A 20058-nucleotide genomic window follows, 5' to 3' on the forward strand; every position below is an offset into this window, starting at 1 on the left:
TCTTAAAGTGTAAAAGGACCTAACTATGACGGTATATCCCGTAAAACACAGCCCGTTACTGCGCCAACCGGAACGCATTATCAGCCACCAGGAACTGCAGCAGTTGATTGACCGCCTGGTGAGCAACTTGGTTAATATCACTGATGAAACAGGTGAGTTCCTGCTACGCCTCGACGATGGCCGGATCATCGATACCAAAGGCTGGGCTGGCTGGGAGTGGACGCACGGCATCGGTTTGTATGGCATCCACCAGTATTACCGCCAGACCGGCGACGCCAACCTGTGTGGCATCGTTGACGACTGGTTCGCCGCACGCTTTGCCGAAGGTACGCCAACCAAGAACGTCAATACAGCCTGTCCGTTTCTCACACTGGCCTACCGCTATGAGGAAACCGGCGATGCGCGCTGGTTACCGTATCTGGAGCGTTGGGCTGAATGGCTGATGCATGAGATGCCCCGCACCGAGCGCGGTGGCATGCAGCACGTCACTCTGGCGGAGGAGAACCATCAGCAACTGTGGGACGATACCCTGATGATGAGCGTGTTGCCGCTGGCAAAAATTGGCAAACTGTTGAACCGCCCGCAGTATGTGGAAGAGGCTAAATATCAGTTCCTGGTTCACATCCAGCACCTAATGGAGCGCGAGAGCGGCTTGTGGTTCCATGGCTGGACCTTCGACGGCAAGCACAACTTTGCCAAAGCCCGTTGGGCGCGTGGCAACAGTTGGCTGACTATGGTGATCCCTGAATTCCTCGAACTGCTGGACCTGCCGGAATACGATGCCACCCGTCGTTTCCTGTTGCAAGTATTGGAATGCCAAGTGGCAGCGCTGGCACGTTGCCAGCACCAAAGCGGCCTGTGGCATACGTTGTTGGACGATCCACAATCGTATCTGGAGTCTTCCGCCACCGCTGGTTTCGCCTTCGGCATCCTGAAAGCGGTGCGCAAGCGCTATATTGATGGCAAATATCTGGCGGTCGCGGAAAGAGCGTTACAGGGCGTGGTGAAGCAGATCAACGCCGACGGGGAACTGACACAAGTCTCATTCGGTACCGCGATGGGCAAAAATCTAGACTACTATCGTCAGATACCGCTCACCTCAATGCCTTATGGTCAGGCGATGGCCATTCTCTGCCTGGTGGAATACCTGCACGTTTACCTGTAACCGTAATGGGGCTGCTGTTGCTGCCCCATAAGAGGACTATCATGGCAAAGCTCAATATTTTGGCTTTCGGTGCCGACGCCAGTGGGCAGCAATTGGCGACTGCGGCTATCCAACACGCCATCGATATCGCCGCGCCGGGGGATACCGTTGTGGTACCGCCGGGCCGTTATCTGACCGGTGCGCTATTTCTGAAAAACCACCTCATCTTCGAATTGCAAACCGGGGCTGTGTTGCTCGGTAGCCGCGAACTAGAGGACTACCCATTGCGACAGACTCGGGTGGCCGGTATTGATATGGTCTGGCCGACAGGCATCATCAATATCCTGCAATGTCATGATGTCTGTGTTTGCGGTAGTGGAACCATCGACGGCCAAGGGGCTGTCTGGTGGCATAAATTCTGGGGTACAGACGAAAACGGCGGCATGCTGGCAGATTACAGCCAGCGCGGCTTGCGGTGGGTGGTGGATTATGACTGCCAACGACCACGCAATCTGGTGGTATACCGTAGCGAACAGGTGGAAATGAGTGGTTTTACTTCACGTGAATCCGGCTTCTGGAATATTCACCTCTGCTATTCACAGCATCTATACCTGCACCATCTGCAAGTAGAAAACTCTGGCGGTCCAAGTACTGATGGTATCGATATCGACTCCTCGCAGCAGGTGCGAGTGGAACATTGTCGGGTGTCCTGCAATGACGACAATATCTGCGTGAAAGCTGGCCGAGGTGCTGAGGCTGAGCGTATTGGTGCCACCGCGCGGGATATTGTGATCCGCGAGTGCGAATTACTGCACGGTTCTGGCATTACGCTGGGTAGCGAAACCTCGGGTGGTATCGAACAGGTATTGATTGAAAACATTACCTTCAGCGGTACTGGGGTAGGTTTTCGCATCAAGTCGGCCCGTAATCGAGGGGGCTTTATTCGCCATGTGCGCGTAAGTGGATTGCAAATGACGGATGTTCACTATCCATTTATGTTTCAACTCAACTGGTTCCCAGCTTACAGCTACAGCCCGATAACCGCCAATGAGTCGATGCCCGCTCACTGGCAATCGCTCAGCCAGAGCGTGGAAGGAGAAGCAGGGCTTACTCAGGTGGAAAATATTACTATTTCAACGGTGCGAAGTGTACTTTCGAGCAGTGAGGTATTTAGCCGGGCCTTCTTTATTGAGGGCAATAGCGAAAAACCAATCGACAATCTGCACTTTAGCAACGTCACGCTAGTGGCGCAGGAGTTTGGCAAGATTGCCGGAGTAAACAATCTGCGGCTGGACAACGTACAAATTAGTGCCAACCAACCAACCCAGGCTGAAAACGACGAGTATGCACGTTAAGTTTAATCGGGCGTTAGTTGAAGGGGCGCTGAGTTTTTATTTTTAGCTTTATTATTTTACAGATAATTGCGCTCAATATAATTATTACCAATGTTATTTCAAGCATAACGGATACAAATAGCGCCTCTGACGAAAGCGTGTGTGAATTTAGTTGAAATTGAGGTGGGCCTCATTTCAATATTCAACCCGGTCTTATTCTTGAAACGGGTAATGGATATTCGGTATATAAGTTTTATTTACGAACGACCTGTACGATTAACTGATTGGATCTCTCTGGGCTGGACAGAAAATCAATAATTTCGAGTATATAGCCGAGGGGGTTATAAAATTGCCAACAGGGACGAACTGTATAATAACAGTATGAGTATAGCTTTAGAGCAGCCTATAACGTCAATGCTTGGATACTTTTCATAGAAATAGGAAATGTGTCGGTAAGGAGTGATAGCAGTGAAAGACAAAGCCAATTTTGTATAGGGCTTGGGCATATATTCTGATAAATGTTCCATTAATCCGGTGATTGTTGGTCACGGAATAAAAAATCGGTCAGAAACCGATTTGAGCAGTGCTCGAACAGGCCCGAGAGGCGAGTCTCAGAGATGATATGCATTAAGCCCAGAAGAGAATCAGTGGTTGGGATAAACGAGGCAATCCTACGCACATAACTTACGGGACGACAGAGAGTGGTATTTTCGTATTCAAAGGAGAAAAAAGAGTGAAAAAGGTTGCGGTTTTACTGGCCCCAGGGTTCGAGGAAGGGGAGGCTATAGTTACTATAGATATTTTACACCGATTAAAGATAAAGGTAGAAACACTCTCCTGCACTTCAAGTAAAAAGGTAGTGAGTTACCATAACATCCCAATGGTGGCAGACAATACGTTGAAAAAGGCTTTCGACACAAATTATGATGCCGTGGTGTTGCCCGGTGGGCCGGAAGGCAGCGTGTTTCTTGCAAATAGCCAGGAAGTGGTGAGTTTTGTGCGTCGCCATGACGAAGCAGGCAAATTAATTTGTCCAATTTGCTCAGCCTCTGCCCGAGTATTGGGGGGGAACGGCCTACTCAAAGGTCGGCGCTACGTGTGCTCTGGCGATTTATGGCAAAATGTCAGTGATGGTGTTTATGTTGACCAAAATGTTGTGGAAGACGGTAATTTAATCAGTGGAAAAGGGTTTGGTTTGGTATTTGATTTTGCTTTTACCATCGCAACCCGTTTGCTGGGTGACAGTGTCCCAGCAAATGTTCATGCTGAACACATTTATTATTCGTGGCAGGAATAGAGGTAGTGATAGTGTTGTTGCCATAACTTGCTGTTTCCTTGAACTCTTGTCGGAATTTCGCTCAATGAGCGGGAGTGCTTACCCGTCAAATCGACAGTAGGGTTGAACAGCCGCCTTAGTGACAATGGCGAAACTCGGCAGTGTAACCAGTAGGTGCCCAGCCCCAATCCATTGGGAGGATATTCCCTACTCGAAAAACGTTTGTTCAAAAAAGCAAAGGATGGTGTTGGCTTTTCTGTCAGTTACGCGTTCCATCAAAACTTCAGGCAGGGCATGCACCCAGCCCAATTTTTTCGTCCGTTCCTTACGGAATCAACTTATGTGCCTTAAGCTGGTCGAAGAGTTCAAAGAAGCTGTCACGCGTACTGCGATAGCCGGTAAAGCCAGCCTTGCGGCTTTTACTTATATCGGTGAACACTTCCATCGGCCTGCCGAGATCGGCATCGGTGTGCCACCATGAGGCTAAGCGACTGACATCCGGCTCCTGCAGATGATAACGCTTGGCGACCTCGCGCCACTGCTTGTCCGCCTGCTGCATGCGATCTTCCAGTGGCTGCGGCACACCGCTGAACGGTACCGCTTCGATACCAAAGTAGTCAGCGACTTCACCCCACATCCACTTCCAGCGGAAAACGTCGCCGTTGACCACATTGAAATCTTCATTCTTCGCATTGTCACTGGTGGCGGCCCACAGCAGCTGATCGGCTAGCAGATGTGCATCGGTCATATCTGTAATACCCTCCCACTGCGCCTGTGAGCCAGGGAAGACAAACGGCTTATTGTTGGCTTTGCAGAGCGTGGCATAAACCGCCAGTGTCTGGCCCATGTTCATTGCGTTGCCGAGCGCAAAACCGATAATGGTATGCGGACGGTGGACGCTCCAATTGAAACCGTATTTTTCAGCAGCGGCAAAAAACTCATCTTCCTGCGCGTAATAGAAGTTGTCGACCGGTTGGCGGCCCTGCTCTTCGCGAAATGGCGTCATTGGCACTTCGCCTTTTCCGTACGCGTCAAACGGACCGAGATAGTGTTTCAGACCGGTGATCAGTGCTGCATGACCGCCTTTCAGGCGGTTGCCAAGGGCATCAAGCACGTTGCGTACCATCGCGGCATTGACGCGGATGTTCTCTTTTTCATTTTCCTGGCGAGCCCATACGCTAAAAAAGACGTTGTCCACACTGATATCCTTGAGCGCTTGTTTGACCGCCTTAGCGTCAGTGAGGTCAACTTGAATCGCCTGACAGCTTTCTGGCACTGGCGTGCGGCCTCGTGACAGCCCATAAACCTGCCAACCTTGTGCGATAAGGGTTTCAGTTAGAGCTGTGCCGTTGATGCCGCTGGCGCCAACAATAAGTGCGCGTGATGTCATATAAACTCCGGTGATAATCCATGCTAAAGGACGAATGTTAAAAAAGTGTATCAGGGAAACAGCGAAAGCAATCGGGTACAGTTGCTCACCGGCATGTAGGGTACAAGAGTTGAGCCGAAAATGCTGATGGTGCTATTAGTGTGTGATGGGGAATACCATCATGCACTAAGTGTCAAAGACTCGACTGAATATCCAGCTTCACTATTTCCGCTATTGATAACAGTGCCCACATGATAACGGCTTAAAAAAATAAACTCATCTTTAGTAATAGCACACATCCTGCTCTGCTCTGGTTTTATGTGCATAACGTAAAATAACGAACTGAATCGAATCAGCTTTTAACTGAATTTCACTGCGCAATATCACTAAATAAATGCAATTAAGATAATAATTTACATATAAATGTGTATTAACCCACAAATTAATCCATTGTAACGTGCCAATGTTCCGTGAATTGAAAGCTGTCACATTTTTATACCGTGGTCGTCACTAGGCTTAAGTTGCTTTAACTTAATCAATTCAGCAAAAGGTATAAAGAATGAAAAAAATCATTGTAACGGGCATGGTAATGGGGCTGATGTCATGGCAGGTCGCGGCACAATCTTTCGTGCTGACCGATGCTGAAGCCGGTATGGACAAGGGTGACTGGCAAACTAGCAGCAAAAAGCTGAAGCTGGCGGGTGCGGATTTCAGCATCGAGCAGAAAGTGCTGCACGGCGGTAAACAGGAAGGTTCCAAAGTCCTGACTATCACCAGTAAAGGGCTGACTATTGCACTCAGTCCGACACGCGGCATGGATTTACTCTATGTCAGCGGTGATAACATTCGACTTGGCTGGGATTCACCAGTTAATGAAGTGGTCAATCCGGCGTTTATCAATCTCGAAAGCCGCAACGGTGTAGGCTGGCTGGAAGGATTTAACGAGATGATGGTGCGTTGCGGCTTTGAATGGACTGGGCACCCTGTGGTTGCTGACGGTATGATTTACACGCTGCACGGCCGTGCGGGTAATACGCCAGCATCGAAAGTGGTCGTGGACATTGCAGACACTGCGCCCTATGAAATTACAGTGCGCGGCCTGATTAAAGAACACACGTTCAAGAAAGCTAAACTGGAAACCTGGACTGAACTGCGTTATGTACCAGGCAGCCACTCCTGGACCATACACGACACCCTGACTAACCAGTCCGACTACCCGCATGACTACCAGATAATCTATCACAGCAATTTTGGTCAGCCGCTTCTCGAGCAGGGTGCGCGTTTCGTCGCCCCAGTGAAATCTATTTCACCTTTCAATGACTACGCCCAAAAAGGCATGAAAGACTGGCAGACTTACGCGGGGCCGACCAAGAACTTTGATGAAATGGTGTTTAACATGGTGCCTTACGCCGATGCGCAGGGCAAAACTCTGGCTGGCATAGTCAATCAAGCGGGTAACAAAGGTGCGTCGATTGAGTTTAATACCCATCAGTTGCCACTGCTGACTCTGTGGAAAAACACGGATACGTTGAAACAGGGTTATGTCACCGGCATCGAACCAGGCACCAACTACGCTTATCCGGTGACCATCGAGCGGAAACAGGGCCGAGTTAAACAGTTGCAACCGGGACAGAGTACGGTGTTTGAACTGACCTACTCACTGTTGCCGGATGCTGATGCAGTGAGTAAATTTGAACAACGCGTTAAAACAATTCAGGGCACACAGAAAACCGAAACCAGTGATAAACCTATCGCTGTTGAGTGATTATCCTGAAATATGCGTTTTTCTCAAGGCGCCTTGATGGCGTCTTTTTCCATTTAAAGTGTGTAGCACTGTGTCGTCAACGATGACACCCTGCATATTTGCATCTGTATGAACAGTAAGGTCCTATAGGGGGCAGTAGAACAACAGCCTCATTTTTAGAACTTCATCAACCCTAGCTCGCACAACTGCATTTACACCCATAATCGCTGTTGAGCGAGTGTTTGAAAAGCTGGCTGAGCGTTTTTCCTGAGTTGCTGATGTCCAGTTTGTAACGCGTTTGCGAACTTTATCGGGTGGTTGCAAATACAGTCATCGCCGTTGATGTGTTAGCAAAAGGCGATATGATGACCATAATCTCCATGCTTCACATCAGTTCAACCATCAATCAGAGGACAGGGATGGATATTATCCTTTTGAAACACCTTCTCACTCAATGCGTTATTTTTCTCCAGTTCGCACTGGAGGCGATGTCAGTATTGTGTGTGTTTATTGGCTTACTAAGAACGTTCTACGTCATGGTTGTCTACCGTGGGAGTACGCTCTTCAGTTCGAGAACCCGCCTGTCTTTAGGCAGTGGGTTGGCTATTGCCCTGGAATTCCAACTGGCGGCAGATATTTTGGCGACAACGGTGAATCCTGAGATGGAGGAACTGATAAAGCTGTCTGTTATCGCGGTTATCCGTACTTTCCTGAATTATTTTTTATCCAAAGAACTCGATGCGCAACCGAAAGAAAATGCGGGTAACGAAGAAAAAGCATAGTGAGTGTGTGATATTGGTATGAGCTGAACGCGTTTCTGAGTGGTCATTAACATCAGGATAAGGGAACGTTCGGGGACGCTCGCGCAGTTCATTGCGTAAAGTGAGGTACCTGACACTGAAATTTAAAACTATTCTTTACTGTTGGGGGGATGTATTTCCCGATTCACACGTACCTTTGCCTGATCATCCTTAGCCGTTTATCCGCGGTTGTGAGAATTGTGTCAGCCAATCGGTTTGCCGCCAGCAAATCCTCCCGACTGACGCCTGCTCCGGCAGGCGTAATAATAGTCATTATGCGCCCTCTTTGACCTGATAAACAACGTCGATCACGCTGCTGTAACCCCCAGAGTGTCTCGTTCACGACGCGGTGGATCTGATCGCCAAACTGTCTGGCAACTTCGCTTTAATCACCACAAAATATGATGTGTTATCAGTGAAAGTTGATATACCATATCTAGGATCATACAAAATGTAAAACTCCTATTTGCAACAATAGATAATGGATAAACCTACCATGAAGCCGCCCTTGAGAATTGTTTCTATTATCTTTTTGACTTTACTTGTAACCAGTTGCAGTTCGCTACGCAAGACGGTATATCCTCCTCCTTACCTTGGTTCGCCAACTGAAATCAGCACTTATGAAGTGAAAGGTTTACATTTTGTTACTACGGTGACTTTCAACGGTATGTTCGCTGAACAGCAAATTAAAGAATACGCGGAAAAGCATCATTACCGTTATTATGTCATTATTCGAGGAAACTCCGGAGCTAACGATTTCGTGGAAAAAATGAGTGCTAAAATGTACCGATAAATTATTTAATAATTACTCTTACGAATTATACTTTGGCAAGTAATGGGTATGAAAAAGACCCCATTCTTACAATAGATTATTTGTCACTACTGATTTTTTGTATTTCACTCATATTAGGTGGTTGGATTTAATCCTATATTTCCAGACGTAAGATCATCCTTATGTTAGTTATCCACGCTGGGATCGATATTTCCATAGCGAGTGATATTGCCGATGTGTTATCCATTTTTAGCCCGGCCATACTCCACTGGCCCTTTCACGATCTCGACTCCCATTGCTTTCTTTCCATGAAGGTTTTGAGGCTCGTGTATTTGTGTGATGGCTGTGGTCAGTTTGGGGGCGGAGGATAGCACCTTTACCGGCAGTCACCGCCGTCATTTTCTGCTCCAGACTTTGCTGCACAATGGCAATTTTATCTTGAGGAGTATGATGTCTGCAGCGCTTAGCACCAGTGAACACTTCAACAGTAAGAAGGCAAGAACTTTTAGTTGACCAAGCCAAACACGCCAGCAACTAGTAATGAATTTTTTGATAGCCGCGTGAGCAAGATCCATTTATGCTCGCTGGTGGGGCCGCAGTCACTCTTTGTAAAGAGAATTTAAGGCTAAACAGAGAGTTAAACATTTTATCCTATCCAGGGTAAGCGAGTAACAATGCAGATAATGAATTTAAAACAAGCCAGAATAACCAGTTTTATCTTTGTGATGGGGGGCATACTGCTGCTGTTGCCGCTGAATCTTCTCTCCTGTTTTATGGCCGGTTTTCTGGTCTATGAGATTGTGAACATCCTCACACCACATTTTCAAAAAGTGATCGGCGATAAACGGGCGCGATGGTTGGTTGTGGCAGTGATCAGTACTCTTGTCGTCAGCTTGCTGACCACAATTATCGGTACTATCGTTGGTTATCTGATGCAGGATATGAAGAATATCTCCGGTATCAACACCCGTATTGCGTTCATACTGCAGGATGTCCAGCAGGAAGTGGCAAAATATCTGCCGGGCTATCTGCCGTTGAGCGTGGTGGAACTGAAAAACGAGATCCTTAGCCGTTTGCAGCAACATCTTGTGCTGTTGCAGACCATGGGCAAAAGCATCCTACATGGCTTGGTCACCATGTTGATCGGTATGGTACTTGGGGCGATAGTTTCTCTGTGCAGCATTGATAGTACTGGGGATCGACCATTGCTAAAGAGTGAGTTGATGAAAAGGATCTCGCTGCTGTCACAGGCGTTTCGCAACATCGTATTTGCTCAGGTTAAAATATCGACGATTAATACCGTCTTCTCCGCTATTTTTCTCCTCGGTGTGCTACCTCTGTGTGGGATTTATATTCCATTAGCGAAAACGTTGGTGGTGTTTACCTTTATCTTTGGCCTGCTGCCAGTGATAGGCAATCTTATCTCCAATACTATTGTTTTTATTTCTGGTCTGTCGGTATCACTCGGTGTTGCGTTGATTGCGCTGCTTTACCTGATTGTGATCCACAAGTTTGAGTATTTCCTCAATGCTCGTATTGTTGGTACTAAGATCAATGCCCATTCTTGGGAGATCCTGCTGGCAATGTTGATATTCGAAGCGGCATTCGGGCTAGCGGGTGTAGTTGCCGCCCCTATCTATTATGCCTACTTAAAAAGTGAACTCAGAGAAGCGAAGCTGATATGAGTGCTATCCGGCTGCTGCGAATTTAAACGCGGCAGCGGTGTTATTGATCCATGCATAAGCGTTGTCATGCCGGTCGTGGTCAGGGCTCAGCCATACTGTTTATTCAGTTAAAGCCTTGGGGGAAATGCCATGAAAGCATCTTCGATTTACTTGTGGATCGGCCGATATCAACGATTTTATCGATCAAGATCAGGTCAAGCGCATCTATATTCAGGTTACTGTTCGACGCAATAAAACCATAGTCTTCCCACACGTTCTTCAGTAGCACGTCTATTTCTATTGGTTCATTCAGATGTTGGATAAATTCAGCAATAGCCGGGTTGGAAATGTCACCCCTGATCTTCGTCATTTAACACCATCAATATCTTTTCTGATGGATTAAACACAATCGTAAGATTAAGTATATATATCATCTATAACTCTAATGGGCTAAAAAACCTTTTAATCGGCGCTAAATCAAAAATGGCAATACTGTCTTCGGCTAAGCCTCTCTTATAAATTTTCTTTTTGAAATATTTTTTATGACTGACAGCTCTTTTTTGTGGCAAAGGAAACAGGGTCAACCAACACTGACATGAAGAACGATATCACTCAATGGGCATTAAGGGCCACTACAGGCAGAATTAAACATTTAATCACTGCAGACAGTCTCATACTATTAAAGCACCTCCTTACCACATTTTACTTTACAAGTTGATTATACTAATTTCTTTACTTTAAAGATAATTTCTAAGAATAATAAAATGTATAAATTAAATTATCGATATAAAAATCTATGTTTAAGCTAAATAAATGCTCAAATATACTTTCTTTAAAACCTTGTTATGATTGTGTCATCCTGATTTAGCCAAGGTGTCGTAGCCAACACCGGTTTATATCACCTTTTTTGTTCAGGGGAGCAACAGCATTAGCACCGCATACCGATATTCAGTAAAAATAGAGTTTTCTATGACCGTATGACCGAGGTAACCGACAGTGATTTTATCCTCTGTCGATAAACAACCGCGTTTTTAGGTGGGCAATATTTAATCGCTCGATTTAAATCAGTATGTACATATTAATAATAAATTAATTATCGTTAATTATATTTTATTTATCTGTATTAACGCTCCCTATTATGTAATAGCGGGGGCATTTATCTGTGGTTAAAACAACCACGTTATATATCGGGTAACCGAAAATCAATATCACCATGAAGGAATTGTTCCATGCGTAAAACTATTTTCTCTCTGACTCCCGCCGCGTTGGTCTTACTGGCGGTAGCCGGGAATGCACAAGCAACCTCTAACGCCCAATTGACGGTTACCGCTAACGTTGTTGCGTCAACCTGTGATGTTTCTTTGTCGACCAATAATCTGGACCTGGGTAACTATGCAGCATCTGCATTTAGCGGTGTTGCCACCCCAATCCCTGCCAGCAAAAAGTCATTCACTGTGGGCTTGAACAACTGTGATGCGCCGGGTGCTGCGGGTGATAAAGCCTATTTGGTGGTGAGCGGGCCAGTTCTGGGGGGGAACCCGAACATGTTTAACTCTACCGGTACTAACACCGGCATCATGTTGAACCAGGTTGCGACACCAACCACCTATATCAACAACAATGAGAAGCTGTTGGTAGCGACTGCAGGCTCAACGCCAGCCGCAGGTGACTTTAATACCAAGACACTGAATCTGCAGGCCGGTCTGGCGTCAACCACCGCAACGGGTATCAGCATCGGTGCGGTTAGCGCGCCTATCCTGTTTGCCTTTGCCTATAACTGATTGTCCTGATGGCAGGTGGCTTCAGCCACCTGCCATTGTGACCTTTTTCCTTTTTACTCTGTAACGAAAGAATAACGCGCCTGACACTGTTTATTCCGATGATGATGGCGCTGCTGTTTTACCCACCCGACGTATTTACCCACAAGGCGCCGGTAGTCGTGCTGTCACCGTACGTAACACTTGCCTTACCGGGTGCGGGCGTCGTGTATTCAAACAGCTTCTGCCATGATTTTTTCTGATTTTGATGGACAGGTTCACGTCATGCACAACATAACAATAAAAAACAGGCGTAACAGGCCCATCGTGTCGTTCGTTATGGCCGGAGTCTGGCTGCTGGCCGGGGCATTCCCTGTCTGGGCGCGTGACTATTTTGACCCCCGTCTGTTGTCATTGGGCGGCGCGCAGTCGACCAGCACCGACTTGAGTGCATTTGAATCCGCCGGCCAGGTCGCAGAGGGCCATTATCTGGTCACATTGTGGATGAATCAGTCGGATCAGGGGCAGCACACCCTTAACTTTAAAAAGAATGCACAAGGTCAGGTGCAACCGGAACTGACGCCCGCGCTCCTCCATGAATTGGGGGTCAATACTGCGGCGTTGCCGGGGTTCAGCGCATTGCCACCGGACCAGCCGGTCAATGATTTGGCCGCCCTTATTCCTGATGCACAGGTGCACTTTGACTTATCCCAATTGCGGCTGGACATCAGTGTGCCGCAGATTGCCATGCAGCAAAACGCCGCCGGTTATGTCGACCCCGCATTGTGGGACGACGGCGTGCCCGCGTTGCTGATGAACTATAGCCTGAATGGCAGCCGAAACTGGCAACGTGCGCGGGCTGGAATGGACAGCAGCGAACAGACCAATCTGTTTGCCAGTTTGCGTAACGGGCTGAACTGGCAGGCCTGGCGTTTGCGCAGTGACATGACCTATACCCGCAGCCAGAACAGTGGCACTGCGTCGTCGAGCCAGCAAAACACCCGCTTTTCCAATACCTATTTACAGCGCGATATTCATGCCTTGCGCGCTGAGGTGCTGGCGGGGGAAAGCAGTACCGGCAATGAGGTGTTCGACAGTATTCCGTTTCGCGGTATTAAGCTGAATTCCAGCGAAGAAATGCTGCCTAACAGCCTGCGGGGGTTTGCCCCGGAGATTTCCGGTATTGCGCAAAGTAATGCGCGGGTGACGGTCAGCCAGAACGGCAATGTGGTGTATCAAACCTATGTTGCACCGGGGCCGTTTCGCATTAATGACCTCTATCAGACCAGTCAGGGCGGGGATTTGACGGTCACTATCACTGAGGCTGACGGCACGGTGCGCAGCCAGACAATGGCGTTCTCTTCTTTACCGGTGATGCAACGCCCCGGCGCCCTCAAATATGAGTTTACCACCGGGCGTTACGACGGCGGGATAACGCAAGGCTCGCGTGAGGCCACGTTTGCACTGGGCACCTTTATTTATGGTTTGCCCTATGACATCACCCTGTACGGCGGTGGGCTGATGGCTGACGACTATCTCTCTTTTGTGGCGGGGTCGGGCCTGTCACTGGGGACTTTTGGCGCGCTTTCAGCCGATGTCACCACCTCCACAGCCCGATTGCAGGGGCAGGATGAACAGCAACAAGGCCGCTCTTATCGGCTGCGTTATGCCAAAAGCCTGTTGAGCACCGGCACCGCTGTGGATTTGGCGGCCTACCGGTATTCGACCCGCCACTATTACAGTTTCTCGGATTTCAACAATCTGGGGTATGAACTCAATGACAGTCAGGTGCCCTGGGCCTTAGAGCGTCAGCGTTCCAATTTTCAGATGCGCGTCAGCCAGCAACTGGGGGACTGGGGGGCTTTGTATCTGTCGGCCTCCCGCAATGATTTTTGGGGCAATAACCAGGTGAATAACACGGTCTCAGCCGGTTACAACACCAGTTACCGGGGTGTCAGTCTCGGTGTGGCTTACAGCATTGACCGGATAAAAGGTGACGAGGGGTGGCCTGAAAATCGGCAGTTATCCATGAACATGCAGGTGCCGTTTAGCCTGTTTAGTTCATCCCCGGCGGTGAGCCGCCACTATGTTAACTATCAAATGACGCATAATAATCAGGGGCAGGTACAGCAGCAGGTTGGGGTCAGCGGCAATGCGCTGGATGACCGTCTTTCTTACAGCGCGATGCAGAGCCAGTCAAATGGCAGCAGTGGTGACAATTCCACCCTGAATGCGGGCTATCAGGGCAGTAAAGGGATGGCAAACATGGGGTACAGCTACAGCAATCAGTTCCGTTCGCTGAACCTCAGCGGTAACGGCAATCTGGTTGTCCACCCGGAAGGGGTGACGTTGGGGCAAATGCTGGGCAGTTCGGTGGCGATAGTGAGTGCGCCAGGCGCGGAGGGTGTCGAGGTGATGAACGGGAATGTGCGCACCGACAGCCGGGGTTATGCGGTGGTGCCGTATTTATCGAACTACCAGAACAACAATATCAGCCTGAACCCGGCCACGTTGCCGGATGATGTCGACATGGCGAAATCGAGCCTGAAGGTCTACCCGACCAAAGGGGCGGTGGTGATGGCGAAGTTTGATACGCGGGTGGGGTATCAGGCGCTGGTGACGTTGCGCCGGGGGGAAAGCAACATTCCGTTTGGGGCACTGGTGACGGTGGAAGGCGGTTCCGGGAGTGAAAACAACACCGGTATTGTTGGCGACGCCGGTCAGGTGTACCTGAGTGGGCTGCCGGAAAAGGGCCGACTGATGACGAAATGGGGCCAGGGTGCGGACCAGCAGTGCCGCGCAGTGTTTGATTTGGCGGGCAGTGCAGCAAGCTCGGGGAGTAACCCTGTTCGCCAATTAACAGCGCGTTGTGACGCGAGTTAATCGCCTGGGTATCCGGTAAGCATGAATTTGTTGGGGAGAAAACACCATGAAAAATAACCGTCAATGTGTGCGACACAGAATATCTCGCTACTCCCTTGGCCTGTGCCTGCTGGCGCTGATGGGGCAGTCTGCGGTGGCGGACACCATTACCATTGGTAAAGGCAGTGGTATTGTGTGGGAGGGGTTGCCATTTAGTGTCTCAAATATCGTAACAGTACAATCGGCGAGCACTTCTTCCAGTCTATATTATGGGGTGGCTTCTTTTGTTAAAACGCCTCAGTCAGGTGCTGGCTGTACTATCGGGGCATTAACGACTATCGCGGGCTACCAGGCATATAAAATTGCTCCAGGTGTTGGGATTGTTCCCAGAGCGAATATCAGTGCAAATTATACGTTGGCGAACAATACGTCAGAGACACTCACGGGTACGATGGGTTTACCGGAAACACGGGCGGTGACCTCGAATGGGAGTATTATTACCAATCCACTGTCAACGGGCAGGCAATGGTGCGTGCCGCCAAGAATGAGTGCTGTTGATTATTTCTATAAGGCGGGTACGCCTATAAATGCGACTGCAGCAGGAACTGTGATTATTGTAGCCGATGGAACGCAGACCAGTCAGAATAATATCGCCCTTGATTTATGGTTTGAAACCATTACATATAACTCAATCGCAAATAAACAAGTTATTCCTGCAGGTACGGTATTACGTATTTCAACATTGGAATGTACGGTCAATACACCAGTCATGATTGATTTTGGCACTGTTGCTAAAAATCTCCAGAGCGGTGCTGAACTGAGCTCCTTGTCATACCCGTTTATAACGCAATGCTCACAACCCTCGGCTCAGGTTAATGCCAACATTAATGTACAATTTAGGGCATTAACCAGCTTATATGGCGGTGTAGCAGCTCGCCTGGCATTAAATGAAGGCGGTGGTTATATTACCGGTGAAATTAATAATGCGGTGACGGGCAGTGGGAGTTGCAATTCAACCAACGGGGTGAAATTTAATAGTACACCACTAAAAATAGGCAGTATTACCAGTGCTCAGACGAGTCAGACAATTACCAATCAGGTGACGTGGCGCTTATGTTCGGGGGGCAGTTCACTGCCGACGGGGACTGTAAGCGCGGCAGCCGAAATGCTGGTGACGTTTAACTGATTTAAGTATTAACGTCGTAGTAACCTTGGGCTATCACGTTAATTCTTTTCGCGAAAACAAGGATAAAAATCGCTGTTCAATCAGATAGTCTCGTTTTCCGATTCACTATCGATTATTGGAAAGGTTTAATCTAAATAATTATTACGACGATTAGACTTATTCGCTAATGGGATATTCTAGAGAGCATTTAGACGGTCATAGATATACCCTATGACCGAAGGGTTAAATTCTATGGGAGTTAACAGAGTAAAAGAATATGAAAGTATAATTCATACTGCAATCTGTGTGGCTATTGCCAAGAGCGTGATCTGGTTTTTAAAAATTACAGTTCCTTATTAGTGTGGGTCATTTTTTTTGGCACTATATTATGGCATTTTTATAGTTATTATTATAATGAGGTGTAAAATGCAGGTGTTTATGGCTAAAGAGGCCGTAGAAATGGGAATTGTCATTGGAGTAAGGCTTAGGCATTGCGGTGAGGGTTGGATTATTGAAATAAGCTTATATGGGACCGATAATATTGAAATTATTGAACTCCAGCGGGGAGGTGCACGGATTTTTAAAACACTAGATGCTGCTATGAAAATGATAGATAGAATAGGCTATGTATCAGAAATTAAAATTGCGGCATGAAGATATATACGCTGTCATTGTGTTATGTATTGTGACGATCGATATTCAATATGGAAGTATTTTGGATTATCGATCACACAATGAAGCTCTTCCATTCTTGTGTTAATGCCACAAAATACTCTCATATTGTAGAGTCATTAAATTATGCGCATAATTTATAGTTGGAGTGCGTGATGGGAAAACGTGCTGTCGTCCTTTTTTGAGGCTGGTTACGCATTATAACAATTTGAGCGGCTACCCCTTCGCCAAATCTAAAGCCCAAGCTTATTGCAAGCTTGGGCTGTATGCTTTTTCAGATGGTGCATAGAGAGCCGATATTACTTGGCCTGCGCCTCGAGAGTAAATGTCTCTTGTATCGCGGCCGTCTCATGAACCATGACGGTTTCTGTGCGCGCTTTTGCCACGCCACGACAGCCTTCACCGTAGTGTTCACCTTCCCAACGCCCAACTAATGCTGCACCAACGGCGTTACTCATCACGTTAGTGGCAGAACGGCCCATATCAAGGAAGGGATCAACGCCCATCAGTAGAATCAACCCTGCTTCCGGGATATTGAACTGGCTCAATGTTGCGGCAATAACCACTAACGACGCACGCGGAACACCTGCCATGCCCTTTGAGGTTAACATCAGAATCAACAACATGGTGACTTGCTCACCCATGCTCAGATGGATATTACATGCCTGAGCAATAAATATGACCGCGAACGAACAATATGCCATGGAGCCTACAAGGTTAAAGGAATAACCAATCGGCAACACAAAGCTGGCAATTTTGTTGGACACGCCAAACTCTTCTAATTTTTCTAACGTGCCAGGGAAAGCGGCTTCAGAACTTGAGGTGGTAAAGGCTAACAGCGCGGGTTCGCTGATACCTTTAATTAAGCGCAATGTGCAGCGGCCAATCAGAAGGATTGAACAGCCAATCAAAATAAGCCACAGCAGGCCGAGGGTGAGATAGAACTCGCCCATAAAGATGCCAGCACTGACTAATACACTTAAGCCACGCTCAGAAATCATGGCTGAAATGGCAGCAAATACCGTCAGTGGGGCAAACAACATGACATAACCTGTGAGCTTCAGCATCAGGTGTGCTAACGAGTCTAATACCGAAACGATAGGGGCAGCTTTTTCACCGATGGCGGACAGACTAATCCCCATAAATATTGAGAATACAACAATTTGCAGGATTTCATTACGTGCCATCGCATCCACAATACTGGTTGGGATAGCGTGTGAGATAAACACCTTAGCGGAGAATGGCACTGGTGCGATACCGTCAACAGCACTGGCCGTTGCTGCCACGAAGTTAATCCCATCACCCGGTCTCAGCAGGTTAACAATTACCAACCCGAGTAGAATGGAAATGAATGCAGCGCAAATGAACAGGAACAGCGTTTTTGAGAAAACGCGCCCTAAGGTTTTGGCATCACCCATTTTTGCAATCCCAACGACTAATGTTGAGATGATCAACGGAGCAATGATCATTTTGATCAATCGCAGGAAAATGTCGGTGAAAATAGATATTTCAGATGAGTACGACTTGGCGAACTCAGGGCTGCTAAAGGAATTAATTAAAAACCCGACAATAATACCTATTATCAGACCCAATATGATCATTGTGGTCAAATTTTTTGATTTCATAAGGATTCCATTTATAAGTAGAGTGGTATCGTTGTTCTAAAATCATTTAATAACGGTACTGATGTTGTATTTGCCTCTATATTAATCACGGCGCAGGGAGAGACGAATAACGCAGCTCAGTGCACCGGATTATTTGGGTGTTTTTCTATTAATACAGCTAATGGAACTGATACGGCTGATACTATGCTAAATAGTAAACTCGAGCTTCAATAATGGCGCATGTTGCTGAGCACCATAGACATCAGTATCGCCTACCGCGCCCGATACCAGGTTGCGCGGCATGACCACCTTGACAGCATTAGCGGGATCGAACCAAACGATACGATGGACAAATTTGGGTTCAATTTTATAGAGCTGCGCAATCAATTCTTTTTTAAATTGCCCTGACGCTTTAATGCTTGAATATATTTCCTTGTCTTTAAATAAAATATCCAGCACCAATTCATAAGGACCGGCATTTTTCGATCTGACGACGTGTGCCAAATCTAAAATTGATTTTTTCATGCTACCACTCCTTCGGTTGTTACATTTTCCAGGCGGAATTTAAATGCAACTTCTGGCGTGTATTCCATCAAATGATAAATGGAGAATTCATAAACCAGTCCTGCACGAATATCTGACGGAGAGAATGGGAAGGCCAAATTACCCGCAGTAGCTATTCGCCCGGCATAACCATAATGAAGCAGAGTAGAGCGGGCGAGTGAACATATGCTATCGGCCATGGCTTGAGTCGGTGCGACAACATCCAGCAAAATACCCAATTCATATGAAGTGGTATCCGGCTCTGGCTCCATTTTACCCATGACTCCGTTCTTACCGTACAGATGGAAATTGAGCTTCACCGCGTCAGGATCGATTTTCAGGTTTTTTTCGACACTGTTGCGCACTTCGACCAAAATATTATCGATACCGGCAATCATGATGGAATCACGGGTGCCAGCAATACTCAGGGTACGATAGCCTACTGGGCGCGCGCCTTCTAACTTCACGGTGTATGGCGTGTTTTCATGTACTGATCCGCTGACACGAACCTGTCCATTGCCGACATTTTCAAAGCGGCAGGCTTTCAGGTTCAACACGCCGCCGGGGCCGGGCAAGAAGTAAGGGTCTGACTTTTCATACAGGGTATGTGCTGCGGCCGAGGTTTCAGTAAATTGGCGTTTCTCGTTGAAGGTTTTTAAAGTGAAGCCAGTTTCGTCCAGAATACCCATTGCACAGTCAGAACCTGATCCCGGAGTTGCTGCAATAGCAGCACATTCCAAAATCTTGCCGCAATGCAACGCCAGACCTTCATCGAATCCTTTCATAATCGGTAACGCTGCAAAGCAGGCGGGATCATAAGCACGGCCACCTAACACCACTTGCGCGCCAGCTTGCAATGCTTCCTGAAAAGGCTCGATCCCCATTTGAGCAACGATATAGGTCGTGGCATCAATGGCTTCATGAGTCAGTTCTGGGACAAAATCCAGCGATTGAATCTTGCCAGCATCAAGGGCGGCATGGACCACCTCTTTACTGACGTCGGCAGGGATAACGGCCAGCGTAAAATTGAGAGATTCCTCTTTGGCAATCTCTAAAATTATCTGGCGGCACCACTCCAGATGCGGTGCAGCCCCTGAACCACCCGCAGTACCGATAACCACAGGAATACCATTCTTCACCCCTGCGGTAATCATATAGCGCAGATCGCGTTTTACCCCAGCGCGGTCGGTAAAAGGTTTACCGGCACCCAGATAGTGAGGGCCGGGATCAGAGGAACCCGCATCAACGGCGATTAAATCAGGCGACTCCTCCATCGCTTTCATAAAGCTCTCTTCCGGGAATCCGTACCCCAAGATGGCCGTTGGTGAGAGAATTTTAAAAGTCTTAGACAT

The 20058-nt window shown here is 47.7% G+C and carries 17 protein-coding genes and 1 pseudogene; 13 read left to right on the forward strand and 5 right to left on the reverse strand.

From position 1 onward, the window contains the following. Positions 1-25: 25 nt before the first annotated feature. The 5 genes and pseudogenes from bglB (at position 26) to EL015_RS07455 (ending at position 3775) form a co-directional block, all read left to right on the forward strand. The gene (bglB, locus tag EL015_RS07435; RefSeq protein ID WP_005192377.1) at positions 26-1165 is read left to right on the forward strand and encodes a beta-galactosidase BglB; all 1140 of its coding nucleotides are present in this window, start codon (positions 26-28) and stop codon (positions 1163-1165) included. 41 nt (positions 1166-1206) lie between these two features. Next, on the forward strand, positions 1207-2499 hold the full coding sequence (locus EL015_RS07440; RefSeq protein WP_032907902.1) for a glycoside hydrolase family 28 protein: 1293 nt from the start codon (positions 1207-1209) through the stop codon (positions 2497-2499). 179 nt (positions 2500-2678) lie between these two features. Next, positions 2679-2762, forward strand: coding sequence for an oligogalacturonate-specific porin KdgM family protein (locus tag EL015_RS22165; RefSeq protein WP_071843581.1), 84 nt, complete (start codon positions 2679-2681; stop codon positions 2760-2762). Positions 2763-2867: 105 nt separating this feature from the next. After that, positions 2868-2993, forward strand: a pseudogene (locus EL015_RS22170) (oligogalacturonate-specific porin KdgM family protein); the annotation flags it as partial. A 218-nt stretch (positions 2994-3211) separates the two neighbouring features. Beyond that, positions 3212-3775, forward strand: a complete 564-nt coding sequence (locus EL015_RS07455) for a DJ-1 family glyoxalase III (protein ID WP_005192373.1) — start codon at positions 3212-3214, stop codon at positions 3773-3775. Between the two features lie 304 nt (positions 3776-4079). Here EL015_RS07455 and EL015_RS07460 read toward each other — a convergent pair whose 3' ends face one another. Next, positions 4080-5144 carry an SDR family oxidoreductase gene (locus EL015_RS07460; RefSeq protein ID WP_005192371.1) on the reverse strand — a complete coding sequence of 355 codons (1065 nt, stop codon included), beginning with the start codon at positions 5142-5144 and terminating at the stop codon, positions 4080-4082. Positions 5145-5682: 538 nt separating this feature from the next. Here EL015_RS07460 and EL015_RS07465 point away from each other — a divergent pair. From EL015_RS07465 to EL015_RS07480, 4 genes are all read left to right on the forward strand, one after another. Further along, on the forward strand, positions 5683-6888 hold the full coding sequence (locus tag EL015_RS07465) for an aldose 1-epimerase family protein (RefSeq protein ID WP_005192367.1): 1206 nt from the start codon (positions 5683-5685) through the stop codon (positions 6886-6888). 398 nt (positions 6889-7286) lie between these two features. Continuing rightward, positions 7287-7649: a DUF1622 domain-containing protein gene (locus EL015_RS07470; RefSeq protein WP_032907905.1), complete on the forward strand. Its 363-nt coding sequence runs from the start codon at positions 7287-7289 to the stop codon at positions 7647-7649. Positions 7650-8163: 514 nt separating this feature from the next. Then, entirely contained in the window at positions 8164-8460 is a 297-nt protein-coding gene (locus tag EL015_RS07475) for a YdgH/BhsA/McbA family protein (RefSeq protein ID WP_032907899.1), read from the forward strand. 653 nt (positions 8461-9113) lie between these two features. Continuing rightward, positions 9114-10124: an AI-2E family transporter gene (locus tag EL015_RS07480; protein WP_005192362.1), complete on the forward strand. Its 1011-nt coding sequence runs from the start codon at positions 9114-9116 to the stop codon at positions 10122-10124. Positions 10125-10227: 103 nt separating this feature from the next. On the opposite strand, the gene EL015_RS07485 is transcribed toward EL015_RS07480, so the two are convergent. After that, on the reverse strand, positions 10228-10473 hold the full coding sequence (locus EL015_RS07485) for a hypothetical protein (protein ID WP_005192359.1): 246 nt from the start codon (positions 10471-10473) through the stop codon (positions 10228-10230). Positions 10474-11332: 859 nt separating this feature from the next. Between EL015_RS07485 and EL015_RS07490 the strand changes: the two genes are divergently transcribed. From EL015_RS07490 to EL015_RS07505, 4 genes are all read left to right on the forward strand, one after another. Beyond that, on the forward strand, positions 11333-11884 hold the full coding sequence (locus EL015_RS07490; RefSeq protein ID WP_042568297.1) for a fimbrial protein: 552 nt from the start codon (positions 11333-11335) through the stop codon (positions 11882-11884). Between the two features lie 303 nt (positions 11885-12187). Continuing rightward, the gene (locus tag EL015_RS07495) at positions 12188-14743 is read left to right on the forward strand and encodes a fimbria/pilus outer membrane usher protein (protein ID WP_241971670.1); all 2556 of its coding nucleotides are present in this window, start codon (positions 12188-12190) and stop codon (positions 14741-14743) included. A gap of 46 nt (positions 14744-14789) precedes the next feature. Continuing rightward, positions 14790-15908: an adhesin gene (locus EL015_RS07500; protein ID WP_241971675.1), complete on the forward strand. Its 1119-nt coding sequence runs from the start codon at positions 14790-14792 to the stop codon at positions 15906-15908. 417 nt (positions 15909-16325) lie between these two features. Next, positions 16326-16541 (forward strand): hypothetical protein, encoded by a 216-nt coding sequence (locus EL015_RS07505; protein ID WP_125461919.1) that lies wholly within the window; start codon positions 16326-16328, stop codon positions 16539-16541. A 317-nt stretch (positions 16542-16858) separates the two neighbouring features. On the opposite strand, the gene EL015_RS07510 is transcribed toward EL015_RS07505, so the two are convergent. From EL015_RS07510 to EL015_RS07520, 3 genes are all read right to left on the reverse strand, one after another. After that, positions 16859-18184, reverse strand: coding sequence for a dicarboxylate/amino acid:cation symporter (locus tag EL015_RS07510; RefSeq protein WP_032907380.1), 1326 nt, complete (start codon positions 18182-18184; stop codon positions 16859-16861). Positions 18185-18370: 186 nt separating this feature from the next. Next, entirely contained in the window at positions 18371-18688 is a 318-nt protein-coding gene (locus EL015_RS07515) for a DUF4387 domain-containing protein (RefSeq protein WP_032907378.1), read from the reverse strand. After that, on the reverse strand, positions 18685-20058 hold the full coding sequence (locus EL015_RS07520; protein ID WP_032907376.1) for an acyclic terpene utilization AtuA family protein: 1374 nt from the start codon (positions 20056-20058) through the stop codon (positions 18685-18687). The genes EL015_RS07515 and EL015_RS07520 overlap by 4 nt, the downstream gene beginning before the upstream one ends.

This window comes from Yersinia intermedia (assembly GCF_900635455.1).
Taxonomy (GTDB): domain Bacteria; phylum Pseudomonadota; class Gammaproteobacteria; order Enterobacterales; family Enterobacteriaceae; genus Yersinia; species Yersinia intermedia.

Bases quoted from the DNA above. Each gene is read 5' to 3' on its own strand.
- EL015_RS07460 (WP_005192371.1), bottom strand. From the start codon at position 5,144: ATGACATCACGCGCACTTATTGTTGGCGCCAGCGGCATCAACGGCACA.
- EL015_RS07490 (WP_042568297.1), top strand. From the start codon at position 11,333: ATGCGTAAAACTATTTTCTCTCTGACTCCCGCCGCGTTGGTCTTACTG.
- EL015_RS07515 (WP_032907378.1), bottom strand. From the start codon at position 18,688: ATGAAAAAATCAATTTTAGATTTGGCACACGTCGTCAGATCGAAAAAT.
- EL015_RS07505 (WP_125461919.1), top strand. From the start codon at position 16,326: ATGGCTAAAGAGGCCGTAGAAATGGGAATTGTCATTGGAGTAAGGCTT.
- EL015_RS07480 (WP_005192362.1), top strand. From the start codon at position 9,114: ATGCAGATAATGAATTTAAAACAAGCCAGAATAACCAGTTTTATCTTT.
- EL015_RS07470 (WP_032907905.1), top strand. From the start codon at position 7,287: ATGGATATTATCCTTTTGAAACACCTTCTCACTCAATGCGTTATTTTT.
- EL015_RS07475 (WP_032907899.1), top strand. From the start codon at position 8,164: ATGAAGCCGCCCTTGAGAATTGTTTCTATTATCTTTTTGACTTTACTT.
- bglB (WP_005192377.1), top strand. From the start codon at position 26: ATGACGGTATATCCCGTAAAACACAGCCCGTTACTGCGCCAACCGGAA.
- EL015_RS07510 (WP_032907380.1), bottom strand. From the start codon at position 18,184: ATGAAATCAAAAAATTTGACCACAATGATCATATTGGGTCTGATAATA.
- EL015_RS07500 (WP_241971675.1), top strand. From the start codon at position 14,790: ATGAAAAATAACCGTCAATGTGTGCGACACAGAATATCTCGCTACTCC.
- EL015_RS07440 (WP_032907902.1), top strand. From the start codon at position 1,207: ATGGCAAAGCTCAATATTTTGGCTTTCGGTGCCGACGCCAGTGGGCAG.
- EL015_RS07520 (WP_032907376.1), bottom strand. From the start codon at position 20,058: ATGTCTAAGACTTTTAAAATTCTCTCACCAACGGCCATCTTGGGGTAC.
- EL015_RS07465 (WP_005192367.1), top strand. From the start codon at position 5,683: ATGAAAAAAATCATTGTAACGGGCATGGTAATGGGGCTGATGTCATGG.
- EL015_RS07485 (WP_005192359.1), bottom strand. From the start codon at position 10,473: ATGACGAAGATCAGGGGTGACATTTCCAACCCGGCTATTGCTGAATTT.